The following is a 19,228-nucleotide window of genomic DNA, read 5'->3' as shown; positions in this document are numbered from 1 at the left end:
AGCAAGGACGAAGGCGGCCGTCACACGCCGTTCTTCAACAACTACCGTCCGCAGTTCTACTTCCGTACGACGGACGTGACGGGCTCGATCGAGCTGCCGAAGGACAAGGAAATGGTCATGCCGGGCGACAACGTGTCGATCACGGTGAAGCTGATCGCTCCGATCGCGATGGAAGAAGGTCTGCGCTTTGCAATCCGCGAAGGTGGCCGTACCGTCGGCGCCGGCGTGGTTGCGAAGATCATCGAGTAAGTTTTTGCCAGTCTCGTTGATCGACTAAGTGGTTTCGGGGTTGGCGATGCCGCCAACCCCAAAATGGTTTAGGGGTATAGCTCAACTGGCAGAGCGTCGGTCTCCAAAACCGAAGGTTGGGGGTTCGATTCCCTCTGCCCCTGCCAACTTCTCGCGCCTCGGCGCGTTGTTCTTTAAGGTGTTATGGCGAATCCTTCCGTCGAAACTGTTAATACTTCCAGCGACAAGCTGATGCTTGCGGCGGGCGTATTGTTGGTTGTGGCCGGGTTCGTAGGGTTCTACTGGCTCGGTAGCCAGGAGTGGTATGTCCGCGGTGCAGCGCTCGCAGTGGGCGTGATCGCGGGGGTGGTAGTCGGTCTTCTCTCGGCGCCCGGCAAGAGCTTCATCGCGTTTGCCAAAGACTCGTACAAGGAAGTTCGCAAAGTCGTCTGGCCGACTCGCAAAGAGGCGACGCAAACGACGCTGGTGGTCTTCGGTTTTGTGCTGGCAATGGCCATCATTCTGTGGGTTTGCGACAAATCCATCGAGTGGGTGATTTTCTCGGCGATTCTGGGTTGGAAATGATATGAGCGATACACCGGCATCCCCGAGCGGAAAACGTTGGTATGTGGTGCACGCCTACTCCGGCATGGAGAAGAGCGTGCAACGTGCGCTTCAGGAGCGCATCGAACGTGCTGGCATGCAGGACAAGTTTGGCCAGATCCTCGTTCCGACTGAAGAAGTGGTCGAGGTGAAGGGTGGTCACAAATCGGTGACCGAACGTCGTTTCTTCCCGGGCTATGTCCTGGTAGAGATGGAAATGACGGACGAAACGTGGCACCTCGTGAAGAACACGGCAAAGGTGACTGGTTTCGTCGGCGGGGCCCGTAATCGCCCGAGCCCGATTTCGCCGCGCGAAGTCGAAAAGATCATGTCGCAGATGCAGGAAGGCGTTGAGAAGCCGCGCCCCAAGACCCTGTTCGAAGTCGGCGAGATGGTCCGTGTGAAGGAAGGTCCGTTCACGGACTTCAACGGCAGCGTCGAAGAAGTCAACTACGAAAAGTCGCGCGTCCGGGTCTCCGTCACCATTTTCGGTCGCGCCACACCGGTCGAACTCGAATTCGGCCAGGTCGAAAAGCTGTAAATCGAATACTACGGGTCGCGCCTCCGGTGCGATCCGTTTTTCCGCGCTTACGGTCCGCGTTATGGCCGTAGAGGAGCGCCAGTAGTCCAGTCCGCTGTCGATGTCGCCAAAGCAGTTGGCACAGCGAAGATTGTGGCGAGCGCGCGCTACCACTCACCAGAACGCTCACGCGTTCCAAAGAGGTTTTCAACATGGCAAAGAAAATCATCGGCTTTATCAAGCTGCAGATTCCTGCAGGTAAAGCCAATCCGTCGCCGCCGGTCGGCCCGGCACTGGGTCAGCGCGGCCTGAACATCATGGAGTTCTGCAAAGCGTTCAACGCGCAGACTCAAGCGATGGAGCCGGGTCTGCCGACGCCGGTCGTGATCACGGCTTTCGCGGACAAGAGCTTCACGTTCATCCTGAAGACGCCGCCGGCCACGATTCTGATCAAGAAGGCAGCGAAGGTCGACAAGGGTTCGGCCAAGCCGCACACCGACAAGGTCGCTACGATCACCCGCGCGCAAGCCGAGGAAATCGCCAAGACCAAGATGCCGGACCTCACGGCAGCCGATATGGATGCAGCGGTTCGCACGATCGCTGGTAGCGCCCGCTCGATGGGCATCATCGTGGAGGGTGTGTAAATGGCTAAGGTTTCGAAGCGTCAAAAGGCACTGGCTGCCAAGATCGACCGCCAAAAGCAGTACCCGATCGGCGACGCACTGTCGCTCGTGAAGGAATGCGCCACGGCGAAGTTCGACGAGTCGATCGACGTTGCAGTGCAACTCGGCATCGATGCGAAGAAGTCGGACCAGGTCGTTCGCGGCTCGGTCGTTCTGCCCGCTGGTACCGGCAAGTCGGTCCGCGTTGCAGTGTTCGCGCAAGGTGAAAAGGCTGAACAAGCCAAGGCAGCAGGCGCAGAGATCGTCGGTATGGAAGACCTCGCCGAGCAGATCAAGGGCGGCAACCTGAACTTCGACATCGTGATCGCTTCGCCGGACACGATGCGCGTCGTCGGTACGCTCGGTCAGATCCTCGGCCCGCGCGGCCTCATGCCGAACCCGAAGGTCGGCACCGTGACGCCGGACGTGGCGACCGCGGTCAAGAACGCGAAGGCTGGTCAGGTGCAATTCCGTGTCGACAAGGCCGGTATCATCCACGCGACCATCGGCCGTGCATCGTTCGAGCCGACCGCGCTGCGCAGCAACCTGGACGCGCTCCTCGAAGCGCTGACCAAGGCGAAGCCGGCAACGAGCAAGGGCGTGTACCTGCGCAAGATCGCTGTCTCGAGCACGATGGGCGTTGGCGTTCGCGTCGACCAGACGTCGCTCGCAGCGTAATAGTTTCGCCGCGCTGAGGCCTGAGAGGGCGGCAGCGCGGATTTAAAGGGCTTTGGGCGGTTGTGCAGCGGCAGCAAGCGCGGTGCAACCGGTTGTCAAAGACCGTTGGCGGAAGTGCAGCAGTTGGGTGCTTCCTTAATGCAAAGCCAACGCAGATGGCGAACCCGAAAAGGTTTTGAAGTGCTGATGTGAGCGGATGCGGGCGGCAACGCCTGACGATGCAAGCTGATTTACTCCGGACTGGTCGGTCGCCGTTGTTGAACGCGGCACACGTAGCGAAAGCAAAGTGTGTCGAATCTGGAGGTTAACCGTGCCACTGAACAAAGAAGGTAAGCAGGCCGTCGTGGCTGAAGTCTCCGCGCAAGTCGCGACGGCTCAGACCATGGTGCTGGCCGAGTATCGTGGAATCGCGGTTGGCGATCTGACCAAGCTGCGCGCGAAAGCGCGTGAGCAGCAGGTGTACCTCCGCGTGTTGAAGAACACGCTGGCGCGTCGCGCTGTCGAAGGTACCCCGTTTGCTCCGCTGGCAGAGCAGATGACTGGCCCCCTGATCTACGGCATCTCGGAAGATGCAATTGCTGCTGCGAAGGTCGTCAATGACTTCGCGAAGGGCAATGACAAGTTGGTCATCAAGGCTGGTTCCTACGAAGGCAAGGTGATGGACAAGGCAGGCGTGCAAGCGCTGGCCAGCATCCCGAGCCGCGAAGAACTGCTCTCGAAGCTGCTGTTCGTTATGCAAGCTCCTGTTTCCGGTATGGCGCGCGCTCTGGCCGCGCTGGCGGAAAAGAAGCAAGCAGAAGCTGCCTGATTTCAGGCAAGCGAACGAACACAGGCAAGCGAGAAAGATCGCTAGCTGTTTCCGAATTCAAATCTGGAGTAATTTCAAATGGCAATCGCAAAAGAAGACATCCTCGAAGCCGTTGGCTCGATGTCGGTCCTTGAACTGAACGAACTGGTCAAGGCTTTCGAAGAGAAGTTTGGCGTGTCGGCAGCTGCTGTGGCAGTCGCTGGCCCGGCAGGCGGCGGCGCTGCTGCTGCTGCTGAAGAGCAGACCGAATTCACGGTCAACCTGCTCGAAGCAGGCGCAAACAAGGTTTCGGTCATTAAGGCCGTTCGCGAACTGACGGGTCTCGGCCTGAAGGAAGCGAAGGACCTGGTTGACGGCGCACCGAAGCCCGTGAAGGAAGCGGTGCCCAAGGCTGCTGCTGAAGAAGCGAAGAAGAAGCTGGAAGACGCCGGCGCGAAGGCTGAAATCAAGTAAGTTTCAGCGCGCTGTGCGAAGGCTGGCGGTTTTTACACCGCCGGCCTTTTTGTGCTTTGTGGGTTCTGCCTTTTTGTGTTCGATTTTTTGAAGTCGGAGGCGGGATGCGGGACCCAGAAGCCAAAGAAAAACGTCTTTCGCCGGGTGAGGGCCTCAAGGGCACCATCAGAGCACACGACGCTTCTCTTTGTCTTCTGAAGCGACTGCAGAAGGCAAGTTTGGTCGGGCAGCGGGCACGTTATGACAAGCCGAAATCCGTTGCCGTCAGCCAGCGGTTGGTAGAGGCCAACCACCAAGCTTCCAGGGCTCGCGAAGCCATCGGGTCTCAGTCGGTGAACACTCGGGTCGTCCTACCCGCCGTGATTCGGAGATCGTATGCACTATTCCTTCACCGAGAAGAAGCGTATTCGCAAGAGTTTCGCGAAACGCCCCATCGTTCACCAGGTTCCTTTCCTGCTGGCTACCCAGCTTGAATCATTCAGTACATTCCTGCAAGCAGAAACGGCGACCGCGCAACGCAAACCGGAAGGTCTGCAGGCAGCGTTTTCGTCCGTTTTTCCTATTGTTTCCCATAACGGCTTTGCTCGTCTAGAGTTCGTCAGCTACATGCTGTCGTCGCCGGCATTCAACATCAAGGAATGCCAGCAACGCGGCTTGACGTACTGCTCGGCGTTGCGCGCCAAGGTCCGTCTCGTCCTGCTCGACAAGGAATCGCCGAGCAAGCCGGTCGTCAAGGAAGTGAAGGAGCAGGAAGTGTACATGGGCGAAATTCCGCTCATGACGCCGACTGGTTCGTTCGTCATCAACGGCACCGAGCGTGTCATCGTCTCGCAGCTGCACCGCTCGCCTGGCGTGTTCTTCGAACACGACAAGGGCAAGACGCACAGCTCGGGCAAGCTGCTCTTCTCGGCCCGTATCATTCCTTACCGCGGTTCGTGGCTCGACTTCGAGTTCGACCCGAAGGACGTGCTGTACTTCCGCGTCGACCGTCGCCGCAAGATGCCGGTCACGATCCTGCTGAAGGCAATCGGCCTCACGCCGGAACAGATCCTCGCGAACTTCTTCGTGTTCGACAATTTCACGCTGATGCCGGAAGGCGCGCAGATGGAGTTCGTGCCGGAGCGTCTGCGCGGTGAAGTCGCGCGTTTCGACATCAGCGATCGCGAAGGCAAGGTCATTGTCCAGAAGGACAAGCGGATCAACGCGAAGCACATTCGCGACCTCGAAACCGCGAAGACGACGTACATTTCGGTCCCCGAAGATTATCTGCTCGGCCGCGTGCTCGCGAAGAACGTCGTCGACGGCGACACGGGCGAAGTGATCGCGAACGCGAACGACGAGATCACCGAAAGCGTGCTCGAGAAGCTGCGCGAAGCGAAGATCAAGGACATCCAGACGCTCTACACGAACGATCTGGACCAGGGTCCGTACATCTCGTCGACGCTGCGTATCGACGAAACCGCCGACCGTATGGCCGCGCGCATCGCGATCTACCGCATGATGCGTCCGGGCGAGCCGCCGACCGAAGAAGCGGTCGAGGCGCTGTTCAACCGCCTGTTCTACAGCGAAGAAGCGTACGACCTCTCGAAGGTGGGTCGTATGAAGTTCAACCGCCGCGTGGGCCGTGACGAAATCGTCGGGCCGATGACGCTGCAGGACGACGACATCCTCGCGACCATCAAGATCCTCGTCGAGCTGCGCAACGGCAAGGGCGAAGTGGACGACATCGACCACCTCGGCAACCGTCGCGTGCGTTGCGTGGGCGAACTCGCGGAAAACCAGTTCCGCGCGGGTCTCGTGCGCGTCGAACGTGCCGTGAAGGAGCGCCTCGGTCAGGCCGAAAGCGAAAACCTGATGCCGCACGACCTGATCAACTCGAAGCCGATTTCGTCGGCGATTCGCGAGTTCTTCGGTTCGTCGCAGCTGTCGCAGTTCATGGACCAGACCAACCCGCTGTCGGAAATCACCCACAAGCGCCGCGTGTCGGCACTTGGCCCGGGCGGTCTGACGCGCGAGCGCGCTGGCTTTGAAGTCCGCGACGTGCACCCGACCCACTATGGCCGTGTGTGCCCGATCGAGACGCCGGAAGGTCCGAACATCGGTCTGATCAACTCGCTGGCGCTGTATGCGCACCTGAACGAATACGGCTTCCTCGAAACGCCGTACCGCAAGGTCGTGGACAGCAAGGTGACCGACCAGATCGACTACCTGTCGGCGATCGAAGAAGGCCGTTACGTGATCGCTCAGGCGAACGCGGCGGTGGCTGAAGACGGCACGCTGACCGACGAACTCGTTTCGTCGCGTGAAGCGGGCGAAACGCTGATGGTCACGCCGGACCGCATCCAGTACATGGACGTGGCGCCGTCGCAGATCGTCTCGGTTGCAGCCTCGCTGATTCCGTTCCTCGAGCACGATGACGCGAACCGTGCACTGATGGGCTCGAACATGCAGCGTCAGGCCGTGCCTTGCCTGCGTCCGGAAAAGCCGGTCGTCGGTACGGGTATCGAGCGCACCGTTGCGGTCGACTCGGGTACGACGGTTCAGGCGCTGCGTGGCGGTGTGGTCGACTACGTCGACGCAGGCCGTATCGTGATTCGCGTGAACGATGATGAAGCTGTTGCCGGTGAAGTCGGCGTGGACATCTACAACCTCATCAAGTACACGCGTTCGAACCAGAACACGAACATCAACCAGCGTCCGATCGTGAAGATGGGCGACAAGGTTGCGCGCGGCGACGTGCTGGCTGACGGCGCATCGACCGATCTGGGCGAGCTCGCGCTCGGCCAGAACATGCTGATCGCGTTCATGCCGTGGAACGGCTACAACTTCGAAGACTCGATCCTGATCTCGGAGAAGGTGGTTGCGGACGACCGTTACACGTCGATCCACATCGAAGAACTGAACGTCGTTGCACGCGACACGAAGCTCGGACCGGAAGAAATCACGCGCGACATTTCGAACCTCGCGGAAGTGCAGCTTGGCCGTCTCGACGAGTCGGGCATCGTGTACATCGGCGCGGAAGTCGAAGCGGGCGACGTGCTCGTGGGCAAGGTCACGCCGAAGGGCGAAACCCAGCTCACGCCGGAAGAAAAGCTGCTGCGCGCGATCTTCGGCGAGAAGGCTTCGGACGTGAAGGATACGTCGCTGCGCGTGCCCTCGGGCATGAGCGGCACGGTCATCGACGTGCAGGTGTTCACGCGTGAAGGCATCCAGCGCGACAAGCGCGCACAGCAGATCATCGACGATGAACTGAAGCGCTATCGCCTCGACCTGAACGACCAGCTGCGTATCGTGGAAGGCGACGCGTTCCAGCGTCTCGCACGCATGCTCGAAGGCAAGGTCGCGAACGGCGGTCCGAAGAAGCTCGCGAAGGGCACGAAGATCGAGCGCGCGTACCTCGAAGATCTGGATCACTACCACTGGTTCGACATCCGCCTTGCGGACGAAGAAGCAGCGGCGCAGCTCGAAGCGATCAAGAACTCGATCGAAGAGAAGCGTCACCAGTTCGATCTGGCCTTCGAAGAGAAGCGCAAGAAGCTCACGCAAGGCGACGAACTGCCGCCGGGCGTGCTGAAGATGGTAAAGGTGTACCTCGCGGTGAAGCGCCGTCTGCAGCCTGGCGACAAGATGGCAGGCCGTCACGGTAACAAGGGCGTGGTGTCGAAGATCGTTCCGATCGAAGACATGCCGTACATGGCCGACGGCCGTCCGGCCGACGTCGTGCTGAACCCGCTCGGCGTGCCGTCACGGATGAACGTGGGTCAGGTTCTCGAAGTGCACCTCGGTTGGGCCGCGAAGGGTCTGGGCTGGCGTATCGGCGAAATGCTGCAGCGTCAGACGAAGGTTGCAGAACTGCGTGGATTCCTCACGAAGATCTACAACGAATCGGGCCACAAGGAAGACCTCGACAGCTTCAGCGACGACGAAATCTTCGAACTCGCGAGGAACCTGCGCGAAGGCGTGCCGTTCGCAACGCCGGTGTTCGACGGTGCAACCGAAGAGGAAATGGGCAAGATGCTCGATCTGGCGTTCCCGGACGACGTCGCTCATAACCTCGGCATGACGCCGTCGAAGAACCAGGTGCGTCTGTACGACGGCCGCACGGGCGAGATGTTCGAGCGTACGGTCACCGTGGGCTACATGCACTACCTGAAGCTGCACCACCTTGTCGACGACAAGATGCACGCGCGTTCGACGGGTCCGTACTCGCTCGTCACGCAGCAGCCGCTGGGTGGTAAGGCGCAGTTCGGTGGCCAGCGCTTCGGTGAAATGGAAGTGTGGGCGCTCGAAGCGTATGGCGCTTCGTACGTGCTGCAGGAAATGTTGACGGTGAAGTCCGATGACGTGACGGGCCGGACGAAGGTGTACGAGAACCTCGTCAAGGGCGACCACGTGATCGACGCGGGCATGCCGGAATCCTTCAATGTGCTGGTGAAGGAAATCCGCTCGCTCGGCATCGACATCGACCTCGACCGCAACTAATCGGACTACGGAGAGAAGGCAATGAAAGCTCTGCTCGATCTATTCAAGCAAGTCCAACAAGAAGAAGTTTTTGACGCGATCAAGATCGGTCTGGCCTCGCCGGACAAGATCCGCTCGTGGTCGTTCGGCGAAGTGAAGAAGCCGGAGACTATCAACTACCGTACCTTCAAGCCGGAACGGGATGGTCTGTTCTGCGCGAAGATCTTCGGGCCGATCAAGGACTACGAGTGCCTGTGCGGCAAGTACAAGCGCCTGAAGCACCGTGGCGTGATCTGCGAGAAGTGCGGCGTTGAAGTCACGCTCGCCAAGGTGCGTCGCGAACGCATGGGCCACATCGAGCTGGCCTCGCCGGTCGCTCACATCTGGTTCCTGAAGTCGCTGCCGTCGCGTCTGGGCATGGTGCTCGACATGACGCTGCGCGACATCGAGCGCGTGCTGTACTTCGAGGCATACGTGGTGATCGAACCGGGCATGACGCCGCTGAAGGCGCGGCAGATCATGACCGAAGAGGATTACTACAACAAGGTCGAGGAATACGGCGACGAATTCCGTGCCGAAATGGGCGCGGAAGGCGTGCGCGAGCTGCTGCGCGCGATCAACATCGACGAACAGGTCGAAACGCTGCGCACCGAGCTGAAGAACACCGGCTCGGAAGCGAAGATCAAGAAGTACGCGAAGCGCCTGAAGGTGCTCGAGGCCTTCCAGCGTTCGGGCATCAAGCCCGAATGGATGGTGCTCGAAGTGCTGCCGGTGCTGCCGCCCGAACTGCGTCCGCTGGTGCCGCTGGACGGTGGCCGTTTCGCGACTTCGGACCTGAACGACCTGTATCGCCGCGTGATCAACCGTAACAACCGTCTGAAGCGTCTGCTCGAGCTGAAGGCGCCGGAGATCATCGTCCGCAACGAAAAGCGGATGCTCCAGGAGGCGGTTGACTCGCTGCTCGACAACGGTCGTCGCGGCAAGGCGATGACGGGCGCGAACAAGCGTCCGCTGAAGTCGCTCGCCGACATGATCAAGGGTAAGGGCGGTCGTTTCCGTCAGAACCTGCTGGGCAAGCGCGTGGACTACTCGGGCCGTTCGGTCATCGTGGTGGGTCCGACGCTCAAGCTGCACCAGTGCGGTCTGCCGAAGCTGATGGCGCTCGAACTGTTCAAGCCGTTCATCTTCAACAAGCTGGAAACGATGGGCGTTGCCACGACCATCAAGGCTGCGAAGAAGGAAGTCGAGAACCAGACGCCGGTGGTGTGGGACATCCTCGAAGAGGTGATCCGCGAACACCCGGTCATGCTCAACCGTGCGCCTACGCTGCACCGTCTTGGCATTCAGGCTTTCGAGCCGGTGCTGATCGAAGGTAAGGCAATCCAGCTGCACCCGCTCGTTTGCGCGGCGTTCAACGCCGACTTCGACGGTGACCAGATGGCTGTTCACGTTCCGCTGTCGCTCGAAGCGCAGATGGAAGCGCGTACGCTCATGCTCGCGTCGAACAACGTCCTGTTCCCGGCCAACGGCGATCCGTCGATCGTGCCGTCGCAGGATATCGTGCTGGGCCTGTACTACGCCACGCGTGAAGCGATCAACGGCAAGGGCGAAGGCATGACGTTCACGGGCGTGTCGGAAGTGCTCCGCGCGTACGAGAACAAGGAAGTCGAGCTGGCTTCGCGCGTCAACGTGCGTATTACCGAAATGGTCCACAACGAGGACAAGTCGGAAGGCGCACCGGCGTTCGTGCCGAAGATCTCGCTGTACGCAACGACCGTTGGCCGTTCGATCCTGTCGGAAATTCTGCCGCCGGGTCTGCCGTTCTCGGTGCTGAACAAGCCGCTGAAGAAGAAGGAAATCTCGCGTCTGATCAACACCGCGTTCCGCAAGTGCGGTCTGCGCGAAACGGTGATCTTCGCTGACCAGCTGATGCAGTCGGGCTTCCGCCTCGCAACGCGCGCCGGTATTTCGATCTGCGTGGACGACATGCTCGTGCCGCCGCAGAAGGAAACCATCGTCGGCGAAGCCGCGAAGAAGGTGAAGGAGTACGACCGTCAGTACATGTCGGGTCTCGTCACCGCGCAGGAACGCTACAACAACGTGGTCGACATCTGGTCGAATACGTCGGAAGCGGTCGGCAAGGCGATGATGGAGCAGCTCGCGACGGAACCGGTGATCGACCGCGACGGCAAGGAAACGCGTCAGGAATCGTTCAACTCGATCTACATGATGGCCGACTCGGGCGCGCGGGGTTCCGCCACGCAGATTCGCCAGCTGGCGGGTATGCGCGGCCTGATGGCGAAGCCGGACGGCTCGATTATCGAAACGCCGATTACCGCGAACTTCCGCGAAGGTCTGAACGTGTTGCAGTACTTCATCTCGACCCACGGTGCACGTAAGGGTCTGGCTGATACGGCACTGAAGACCGCGAACTCGGGTTACCTGACGCGTCGTCTCGTCGACGTGACGCAGGATCTCGTGGTCGTCGAGGAAGATTGCGGCACGTCGAATGGCGTGGCGATGAAGGCCCTCGTGGAAGGCGGTGAAGTCGTCGAAGCGCTGCGCGACCGTATTCTCGGCCGTGTGGCAGTGGCAGACGTCGTCAATCCGGAAACCCAGGAAACGATCTACGCTTCGGGCGACCTGCTCGACGAAGACGCGGTGGAAACGATCGAAAGCCTCGGCATCGACGAAGTGCGCGTGCGCACGCCGCTCACCTGCGAAACGCGCTACGGCCTGTGCGCCTCGTGCTATGGCCGCGACCTCGGCCGCGGCTCGCGCGTGAACGTCGGCGAAGCCGTCGGTGTGATCGCTGCACAGTCGATCGGCGAACCGGGCACGCAGCTCACGATGCGTACGTTCCACATCGGTGGTGCGGCATCGCGTGCGGCAGTGGCCTCGTCGGTGGAAGCCAAGTCGAACGGTACCGTGCGCTTCACGGCGACGATGCGTTACGTCACGAATGCGAAGGGCGAGCAAGTCGTCATCTCGCGTTCGGGCGAAGCCATCATCGCCGACGATCACGGCCGCGAGCGCGAGCGTCACAAGGTGCCGTACGGCGCGACGCTGCTGCAGCTCGATGGCGCAGCGATCAAGGCCGGCACGCAGCTCGCAACGTGGGATCCGCTCACGCGTCCGATCATCACCGAGTACGGCGGTACGGTGAAGTTCGAGAACGTCGAAGAAGGCGTGACCGTGGCCAAGCAGATCGACGACGTCACGGGTCTGTCGACCCTCGTCGTGATCGACGTGAAGCGTCGCGGTTCGCAAGCCGCAAAGAGCGTGCGTCCGCAGGTCAAGCTGCTCGACGCGAACGGCGACGAAGTGAAGATCCCGGGCACGGAGCATTCGGTGCAGATCGGCTTCCAGGTCGGCGCACTGATCACCGTGAAGGACGGTCAGCAGGTGCAGGTCGGTGAAGTGCTCGCACGTATCCCGACCGAAGCCCAGAAGACGCGTGACATTACCGGTGGTCTGCCGCGTGTGGCGGAACTGTTCGAAGCACGTTCGCCGAAGGACGCAGGTATCCTGGCGGAAGTCACGGGTACGACGTCGTTCGGTAAGGACACGAAGGGCAAGCAGCGTCTCGTTATCACGGACCTCGAAGGCAATCAGCACGAGTTCCTGATCGCGAAGGAAAAGCAGGTGCTGGTCCACGACGGTCAGGTCGTCAACAAGGGCGAAATGATCGTGGACGGCCCGGCCGATCCGCACGACATCCTGCGTCTGCAGGGTATCGAAGCGCTGTCGCGTTACATCGTGGACGAAGTGCAGGACGTGTACCGTCTGCAGGGCGTGAAGATCAACGACAAGCACATCGAAGTGATCGTGCGTCAGATGCTGCGTCGTGTGCAGATCACCGACAACGGTGATACGCGCTTCATCCCGGGCGAGCAGGTCGAGCGTTCGGACATGCTGGACGAAAACGACAAGATGAACGCCGAGGACAAGCGCCCGGCAACGTACGAGAACGTGCTGCTCGGTATTACGAAGGCATCGCTCTCGACCGATTCGTTCATCTCGGCGGCATCGTTCCAGGAAACGACCCGCGTGCTGACCGAAGCGGCGATCATGGGCAAGCGCGACGATCTGCGTGGCCTGAAGGAAAACGTGATCGTCGGTCGTCTGATTCCGGCTGGTACGGGTCTCGCCTTCCACAAGGCACGCCGTGCGAAGGAATCGTCGGATCGCGAGCGTTTCGACCAGATCGCAGCGGAAGAAGCGTTCGAGTTCGGTACGCCGGAAACCCCGGCCGCCGAGCAACCGCAACAGCCGCATACGACGGACGAGTAAGCGAGCGGCGGCGCAAGCCGCCTTTCGCCTCGGGCTCACATGCCCTCGCAAAAGCCGCCTGGTTTTCACCGGGCGGCTTTTTTATTTGGCGCTCGCGTTTTCCGCTTGAGCCTGCGGCCTCGTGCCGCAGTGCCGGCCCGCTCGCTGCGCACATCGGTGAGGCGTGCTAACGTAGCGCGCCAAGTCCGCCTGTGTGGGTCTTTTCGTACGATACCGGCGGCATTTATCTGAATCTGGAGGCGGTAATCATGTGGGTGGTCGGGGTCGGTCTCATCCTGAATCTGGTGGCGTGTGTCGCCAGCTTTTCGCAGCTACTGCATCACGTCAGCAATCAGTCCGCAGCGAACTTCTTTGCGACCTTCCTCGTGATGTGGGCATTCCTGATCATCGGTTTCATCATGCTGCTGGCGGGCCGGGTCAAGGGCGGTGCCGCGCTGCTTACGGTCGGCTCGCTGATGTTCGTCGGCGCCAACGTCGTGCTCTTCGGGGCGAGCGTATTCGCGATCGCCGCCGCGGTCGTGGCAGTCGTGACGATCGTCGGTGCGTTTCGGATTGCGCGCCGGCGGCTCGTTGCCTGACGAACCCGCTTCACCCTGGTTGTTCGCGTTCGCGATCTGCGTGCGCGACTTCCGCGGTTTCTCCTGGCCGAATGGCCAATCTTCAAGGTAGCGGCGGTTAAGGCGCGTCCGGGTTGGTAAAATCCTGCCCACCGCCTTTGCTCCGCACGCTCACCGCCTTCATGTCCCGTTCCCTCGAAATCCTCAACGAAGTCTTCGGCTATCCGGTGTTTAGAGGGCAGCAAGCCGAAATCGTCGAGCACGTCGCAGGGGGCGGCGATTCGCTGGTGCTCATGCCGACCGGCGGCGGCAAATCGCTCTGCTACCAGATTCCCGCGCTCGTGCGGCACGAAGCCGGGCTCGGTGCCGGCATCGTCGTGTCGCCGCTCATCGCGCTCATGCAGGACCAGGTGGCCGCGCTCACCGAAGTGGGCGTACGCGCCGCCTATCTGAATTCGACGCTGAGCGGCGCCGAAGCGGCGGCTACCGAGCGGGCGCTGCGCGAAGGCGATCTCGACCTGCTTTACGTCGCACCCGAGCGCCTCATGACGGCGCGTTTTCTCGACTTGCTCGAGCGCACGCGCATCGGCCTCTTTGCGATCGACGAAGCGCACTGCGTCTCGCAATGGGGCCACGACTTCCGGCCCGAATATATCCAGCTCTCGGTGCTGCACGAGCGCTTTCCGAACGTGCCGCGCATCGCGCTCACGGCAACGGCCGACGCCATCACGCGCGACGAGATCGCGCATCGTCTCGCGCTCGACGACGCCCGTGTGTTCGTCTCGAGCTTCGACCGCCCGAACATCCGCTACCGCATTGTCGAAAAGGACAACGCGCGTTCGCAGTTGCTCGACTTCATCCGCGCGGAGCATACGCGCGCCGACGGCACCACGGATGCCGGCGTCGTGTATTGCCTCTCGCGCCGCAAGGTCGAGGAAACGGCCGAGTGGTTGAAAGGGCAGGGGTTGCGCGCGCTGCCGTACCACGCCGGCATGGAATTCGAGGTGCGCCAGAAGCACCAGGAAATGTTCCAGCGCGAGGAGGGTGTGGTCATGTGCGCCACCATCGCATTCGGCATGGGCATCGACAAGCCGGACGTGCGTTTCGTCGCGCATCTGGATTTGCCCAAGAGCGTGGAAGGCTACTACCAGGAAACCGGCCGCGCGGGGCGCGACGGGCTGGCGGCCAACGCGTGGATGGCCTACGGTCTCGGCGACGTGGTGCAGCAGCGCAAGATGATCGACGAGTCCGAAGCCGACGAGCAGCACAAGCGTGTGCAGACGGGCAAGCTCGACGCACTGCTCGGCCTGTGCGAAGCGGCCACATGCCGGCGCGTGCGCCTGCTCGCGTACTTCGGCGAAGAGAGCAAGCCGTGCGGCAACTGCGATACCTGCCTCGAGCCGCCCGCCACGTGGGACGCCACGCGCGAGGCGCAAATGGCGCTCTCGTGCGTGTTCCGCGCGCAGCGCGCGAGCGGGTTCAATTTCGGCGCCGGCCACCTGATCGACATCCTGCGCGGCAATCGCAACGAGAAGATCCTGCAGCGCGGGCACGAGAAAATCTCCACCTTCGGCATCGGCTCCGCGCTTTCGGAACCGGAATGGCGCGCGATTTTCCGGCAATTGGTGGCGTTCGGTTATCTCACTGTCGACCACGACGGCTACGGCTCGCTCGTGCTCACCGAGGCGAGCAAGCCGGTGCTCAAGGGCGAGCAGAATGTCACGATGCGCCGTTACGTGAAGCCCACGCGTACGCGCACGTCGTCGAGCCGCACGAGTGAGCGCGCCGATCCGACCCTTGGCATGAGCCCGCGCCAGCGCTCGCGCTGGGAGCGCCTGCGCCTGTGGCGCACCGAAACCGCGAAGAGCGAGGGCGTGCCGGCCTACGTCATCTTCCACGACGCCACGCTGGCGGAAATCGCGCGCAACGGCCCGGAATCGGTGGACAAGCTGCGTGACATCCCGGGCATCGGGGCGCGCAAGCTCGAGCGCTTTGGCGAGGAGCTCGTCGAGGTCGTCGGCGACGAATAGGGTGCGGCGTTTCCCTTCCGGACGCCGCCGGACGCCGCCGGATGTCACAGCGCTGTTACTTCTTCCGTCGTCCGAAATGTTGCAAGCCATTGACTCGCTTGGCCTTTTCGGAATATCATGCTGGGTTCCGGTCTTTGGGATGTCCGTGCTCGTCAATTGATTTGACGAAAACTAACGTCAAGTAGCCAATTCCGGAGTTCTCGTAGGAGTTTAGATGCATGGTTTTCCGCTTTGCCCGGAAATAAATGCGTCGATTTTGTTCAATTTCAGGAATAAACAATGCCAACCATCAATCAACTGGTTCGCAAAGGCCGCGCTTCGGAAACTGCGAAAAGCAAGTCGCCGGCCCTGCAGGACTGCCCGCAGCGTCGCGGCGTGTGCACCCGTGTGTACACGACGACGCCGAAGAAGCCGAACTCGGCACTCCGTAAGGTCGCCAAGGTGCGCCTGACGAACGGCTTCGAAGTCATTTCGTACATCGGTGGTGAAGGCCACAACCTGCAGGAACACTCGGTCGTGCTGATCCGCGGCGGCCGTGTGAAGGACTTGCCGGGTGTGCGTTACCACATGGTTCGTGGCTCGCTGGATACCCAGGGCGTCAAGGATCGTAAGCAGGCTCGTTCGAAGTACGGCGCAAAGCGCGCGAAGGCTGCGAAGTAAGAGTCAAGCGTCGTCTGCGCTTTCGGGTGCCGGCGATAAAAGCGACAGGTGCCGGATTGGCCGGTGCTGTCGAGTAAGTGGTCACCCGACCAGGCTGGTAAGTCGTAATGGATGAATCGGGTTAGTTGGTGGCCGCGGAGCGCAACGGATTCAACCTGCGCTTCAACTGAAAAGTTAAAGGAAGAAACATGCCGCGTCGTCGCGAAGTCCCCAAGCGGGAAGTGTTGCCGGATCCGAAGTTCGGCAATGTTGATGTAGCCAAGTTCATGAACGTGCTGATGCTCTCCGGCAAGAAGTCGGTTGCCGAGCGTATCGTGTACGGCGCTTTCGAACAGATCCAGACCAAGGGTGGCAAGGACCCGCTGGAAGTGTTCACTGTCGCGCTCAACAACGTGAAGCCGGTGGTGGAAGTGAAGAGCCGCCGCGTTGGTGGTGCGAACTATCAGGTTCCGGTCGAAGTGCGCCCCTCGCGTCGTATGGCATTGGCGATGCGTTGGCTGCGTGAAGCCGCGAAGAAGCGCAGCGAGAAGTCGATGGCCCTGCGTCTGGCAGGTGAACTCTCCGAAGCGGCCGAAGGCCGTGGCGGCGCGATGAAGAAGCGCGACGAAGTTCACCGGATGGCAGAAGCGAACAAGGCGTTCTCGCACTTCCGCTTCTAAGAGAAAACCCCTACCGGGGTTTGCTCAAAAAACGGAAAAAATTCCGGGCGGGTGCGCTTATCGAGCGCCTCGCCCGTTTGTGTTCAGGCGCGTTGGGATCAACCCGGTCGGGATCGATCCGGCGCGCACCTCCCGATAGAGGATCAAAGTGGCTCGCAAGACTCCTATCGAGCGCTACCGTAACATCGGTATTAGCGCTCACATCGACGCCGGCAAGACGACGACGACCGAGCGCATTCTGTTTTACACCGGCGTGAACCACAAGATTGGTGAAGTTCACGACGGCGCCGCGACCATGGACTGGATGGAGCAGGAACAGGAGCGTGGCATCACGATCACGTCCGCTGCTACGACCGCGTTCTGGAAGGGCATGGGCGGCAACTACCCCGAGCACCGCATCAACATCATCGACACCCCGGGCCACGTCGACTTCACGATTGAAGTCGAGCGCTCGATGCGCGTGCTCGACGGTGCGTGCATGGTCTACTGCGCAGTGGGCGGCGTGCAGCCGCAGTCGGAAACGGTGTGGCGTCAGGCGAACAAGTACAAGGTTCCCCGTCTCGCGTTCGTCAACAAGATGGACCGTACCGGCGCGAACTTCTTCAAGGTCTACGACCAGCTGAAGACGCGTCTGAAAGCGAACCCGGTTCCGGTCGTGGTGCCGATCGGCGCTGAAGACACGTTCACTGGCGTGGTCGACCTGATCAAGATGAAGGCGATCATTTGGGATGAGGCCTCGCAAGGCACGAAGTTCGACTACGTCGACATCCCCGCAGAACTCGTTGACACGTGCAACGAGTGGCGCGAAAAGATGATCGAGTCGGCAGCTGAAGCCAGCGAAGAGCTGATGGAAAAGTACCTCGGCGGCGACGAGCTTTCGGAAGCCGAAGTCGTCAAGGCGCTGCGCGACCGTACGATCGCGTGCGAAATCCAGCCGATGCTGTGCGGCACCGCGTTCAAGAACAAGGGCGTGCAGCGCATGCTCGACGCCGTGATCGACTTCCTGCCGTCGCCGGTGGATATTCCCCCGGTCAAGGGCGAACTCGAAAACGGCGAAACGGCAGAGCGCCGTGCAGCCGACGACGAGAAGTTCTCGGCTCTCGCGTTCAAGATCATGACCGACCCGTTCGTTGGTCAGCTGATCTTCTTCCGCGCCTACTCGGGCATCGTCAACTCGGGCGACACGGTGCTGAACTCGACCAAGGGCAAGAAGGAGCGCCTTGGCCGTATTCTGCAGATGCACGCGAACAACCGCGAAGAAATCAAGGAAGTTCGTGCAGGCGACATCGCCGCAGCCGTTGGCCTGAAGGAAGCGACCACGGGTGACACGCTGTGCGACCCGCAAAACCCGATCATCCTGGAACGCATGGTGTTCCCGGAGCCGGTGATTTCGCAGGCCGTCGAGCCGAAGACCAAGCCTGACCAGGAAAAGATGGGCATCGCCCTGAACCGCCTGGCGCAGGAAGACCCGTCGTTCCGCGTCCAGACGGACGAGGAATCGGGCCAGACCATCATTTCGGGCATGGGCGAGCTCCACCTCGAAATTCTGGTCGACCGCATGAAGCGCGAATTCGGCGTGGAAGCGACCGTCGGCAAGCCGCAGGTTGCCTACCGCGAAACGATCCGCGCGACGGCGAAGGACGTGGACGGCAAGTTCGTCAAGCAGTCGGGCGGTCGCGGCCAGTACGGTCACGCGGTCATCACGCTCGAGCCGAACGAGCAGGGCAAGGGCTACGAGTTCCTGGACGAGATCAAGGGTGGTGTGATTCCGCGCGAATACATCCCCGCGGTCGACAAGGGTATCCAGGACACGCTGAAGGCAGGCGTGCTGGCGGGCTTCCCGGTCGTCGACGTCAAGGTTCACCTGACGTTCGGTTCGTACCACGACGTCGACTCGAACGAAAATGCGTTCCGCATGGCCGGTTCGATGGCGTTCAAGGAAGCCATGCGCAAGGCGCAGCCGGTCATCCTCGAACCGATGATGGCTGTGGAAGTCGAAACGCCGGAAGACTACATGGGCAACGTGATGGGCGACCTGTCGGGCCGTCGCGGTATCGTCCAGGGCATGGAAGACATGGTTGGCGGCGGCAAGATCGTTCGCGCCGAAGTGCCGCTGTCGGAAATGTTCGGCTACTCGACGTCGCTGCGCTCGCTGACGCAAGGTCGTGCAACGTACACGATGGAATTCAAGCACTACGCAGAAGCACCGCGTAACGTGGCCGACGCGATCATCAGCGCGAAGGCGAAGTAAGCATCGGCGCTCATTTGAGCACGCAGCGGACCCGGCATGGGCTGGGTCCGCGTAGCACAGTCACCGATTCACCACTTTTTTGAAAGAAGAGAAACATGGCAAAAGGTAAATTCGAACGGACCAAGCCGCACGTGAACGTGGGCACGATCGGTCACGTTGACCACGGCAAGACCACGCTGACGGCAGCGATCACGACGGTTCTGACCGCGAAGTTCGGCGGCGAGGCGAAGGCGTACGACCAGATCGACGCAGCGCCGGAAGAAAAGGCACGTGGTATTACCATCAACACCGCGCACGTCGAGTACGAAACGGCTAACCGCCACTACGCACACGTCGACTGCCCGGGCCACGCTGACTACGTGAAG

15 protein-coding genes and 1 tRNA gene are annotated in these 19,228 nt (G+C 61.0%); all 16 read left to right on the top strand.

Annotated features, from left to right (window positions below):
- Positions 1–249: elongation factor Tu (locus M3I56_RS38360; RefSeq protein ID WP_082664594.1), on the top strand; the 249-nt coding region annotated here is incomplete at its 5' end.
- A gap of 70 nt (positions 250–319) precedes the next feature.
- Positions 320–395 (top strand) — tRNA-Trp (locus M3I56_RS38355).
- Between the two features lie 37 nt (positions 396–432).
- Positions 433–813: a preprotein translocase subunit SecE gene (gene secE / locus M3I56_RS38350; protein WP_028208940.1), complete on the top strand. Its 381-nt coding sequence runs from the start codon at positions 433–435 to the stop codon at positions 811–813.
- 1 nt (position 814) lies between these two features.
- Positions 815–1,372: a transcription termination/antitermination protein NusG gene (gene nusG / locus M3I56_RS38345; protein ID WP_028208939.1), complete on the top strand. Its 558-nt coding sequence runs from the start codon at positions 815–817 to the stop codon at positions 1,370–1,372.
- 191 nt (positions 1,373–1,563) lie between these two features.
- Entirely contained in the window at positions 1,564–1,995 is a 432-nt protein-coding gene (gene rplK / locus M3I56_RS38340; protein WP_028208938.1) for a 50S ribosomal protein L11, read from the top strand.
- Positions 1,996–2,691 (top strand): 50S ribosomal protein L1, encoded by a 696-nt coding sequence (gene rplA / locus M3I56_RS38335; RefSeq protein ID WP_028208937.1) that lies wholly within the window; start codon positions 1,996–1,998, stop codon positions 2,689–2,691.
- 310 nt (positions 2,692–3,001) lie between these two features.
- The gene (gene rplJ / locus M3I56_RS38330; protein ID WP_028208936.1) at positions 3,002–3,499 is read left to right on the top strand and encodes a 50S ribosomal protein L10; all 498 of its coding nucleotides are present in this window, start codon (positions 3,002–3,004) and stop codon (positions 3,497–3,499) included.
- A 78-nt stretch (positions 3,500–3,577) separates the two neighbouring features.
- A complete protein-coding gene (gene rplL, locus M3I56_RS38325) occupies positions 3,578–3,952 on the top strand; it encodes a 50S ribosomal protein L7/L12 (protein WP_028208935.1) in 375 nt (124 codons plus the stop codon).
- A 375-nt stretch (positions 3,953–4,327) separates the two neighbouring features.
- Positions 4,328–8,434: a DNA-directed RNA polymerase subunit beta gene (rpoB, locus tag M3I56_RS38320; protein ID WP_028208934.1), complete on the top strand. Its 4,107-nt coding sequence runs from the start codon at positions 4,328–4,330 to the stop codon at positions 8,432–8,434.
- 21 nt (positions 8,435–8,455) lie between these two features.
- The gene (rpoC, locus tag M3I56_RS38315; protein ID WP_028208933.1) at positions 8,456–12,706 is read left to right on the top strand and encodes a DNA-directed RNA polymerase subunit beta'; all 4,251 of its coding nucleotides are present in this window, start codon (positions 8,456–8,458) and stop codon (positions 12,704–12,706) included.
- A gap of 191 nt (positions 12,707–12,897) precedes the next feature.
- Entirely contained in the window at positions 12,898–13,284 is a 387-nt protein-coding gene (locus tag M3I56_RS38310; protein ID WP_028208932.1) for a hypothetical protein, read from the top strand.
- A gap of 161 nt (positions 13,285–13,445) precedes the next feature.
- Positions 13,446–15,293: a DNA helicase RecQ gene (gene recQ, locus M3I56_RS38305; RefSeq protein WP_254358370.1), complete on the top strand. Its 1,848-nt coding sequence runs from the start codon at positions 13,446–13,448 to the stop codon at positions 15,291–15,293.
- A gap of 279 nt (positions 15,294–15,572) precedes the next feature.
- Positions 15,573–15,953, top strand: coding sequence for a 30S ribosomal protein S12 (gene rpsL / locus M3I56_RS38300; protein ID WP_028208930.1), 381 nt, complete (start codon positions 15,573–15,575; stop codon positions 15,951–15,953).
- Between the two features lie 188 nt (positions 15,954–16,141).
- Positions 16,142–16,612: a 30S ribosomal protein S7 gene (gene rpsG / locus M3I56_RS38295; RefSeq protein ID WP_006053291.1), complete on the top strand. Its 471-nt coding sequence runs from the start codon at positions 16,142–16,144 to the stop codon at positions 16,610–16,612.
- A 148-nt stretch (positions 16,613–16,760) separates the two neighbouring features.
- Positions 16,761–18,863, top strand: coding sequence for an elongation factor G (fusA, locus tag M3I56_RS38290; protein WP_254320705.1), 2,103 nt, complete (start codon positions 16,761–16,763; stop codon positions 18,861–18,863).
- A 95-nt stretch (positions 18,864–18,958) separates the two neighbouring features.
- Positions 18,959–19,228 (top strand): GTP-binding protein (locus tag M3I56_RS38285; RefSeq protein ID WP_254320704.1); only part of this gene is annotated, 270 nt, incomplete at its 3' end.

The organism is Paraburkholderia sp. CNPSo 3281, from assembly GCF_024206515.1.
Classification (GTDB): domain Bacteria; phylum Pseudomonadota; class Gammaproteobacteria; order Burkholderiales; family Burkholderiaceae; genus Paraburkholderia; species Paraburkholderia nodosa.
Note: the sequence above shows the minus strand (reverse complement) of the source record. Positions and strands in the feature narration are given on the sequence as shown.

Bases quoted from the DNA above. Each gene is read 5' to 3' on its own strand.
- secE (WP_028208940.1), top strand. From the start codon at position 433: ATGGCGAATCCTTCCGTCGAAACTGTTAATACTTCCAGCGACAAGCTG.
- nusG (WP_028208939.1), top strand. From the start codon at position 815: ATGAGCGATACACCGGCATCCCCGAGCGGAAAACGTTGGTATGTGGTG.
- rplK (WP_028208938.1), top strand. From the start codon at position 1,564: ATGGCAAAGAAAATCATCGGCTTTATCAAGCTGCAGATTCCTGCAGGT.
- rplA (WP_028208937.1), top strand. From the start codon at position 1,996: ATGGCTAAGGTTTCGAAGCGTCAAAAGGCACTGGCTGCCAAGATCGAC.
- rplL (WP_028208935.1), top strand. From the start codon at position 3,578: ATGGCAATCGCAAAAGAAGACATCCTCGAAGCCGTTGGCTCGATGTCG.
- rpoB (WP_028208934.1), top strand. From the start codon at position 4,328: ATGCACTATTCCTTCACCGAGAAGAAGCGTATTCGCAAGAGTTTCGCG.
- rpoC (WP_028208933.1), top strand. From the start codon at position 8,456: ATGAAAGCTCTGCTCGATCTATTCAAGCAAGTCCAACAAGAAGAAGTT.
- recQ (WP_254358370.1), top strand. From the start codon at position 13,446: ATGTCCCGTTCCCTCGAAATCCTCAACGAAGTCTTCGGCTATCCGGTG.
- rpsL (WP_028208930.1), top strand. From the start codon at position 15,573: ATGCCAACCATCAATCAACTGGTTCGCAAAGGCCGCGCTTCGGAAACT.
- rpsG (WP_006053291.1), top strand. From the start codon at position 16,142: ATGCCGCGTCGTCGCGAAGTCCCCAAGCGGGAAGTGTTGCCGGATCCG.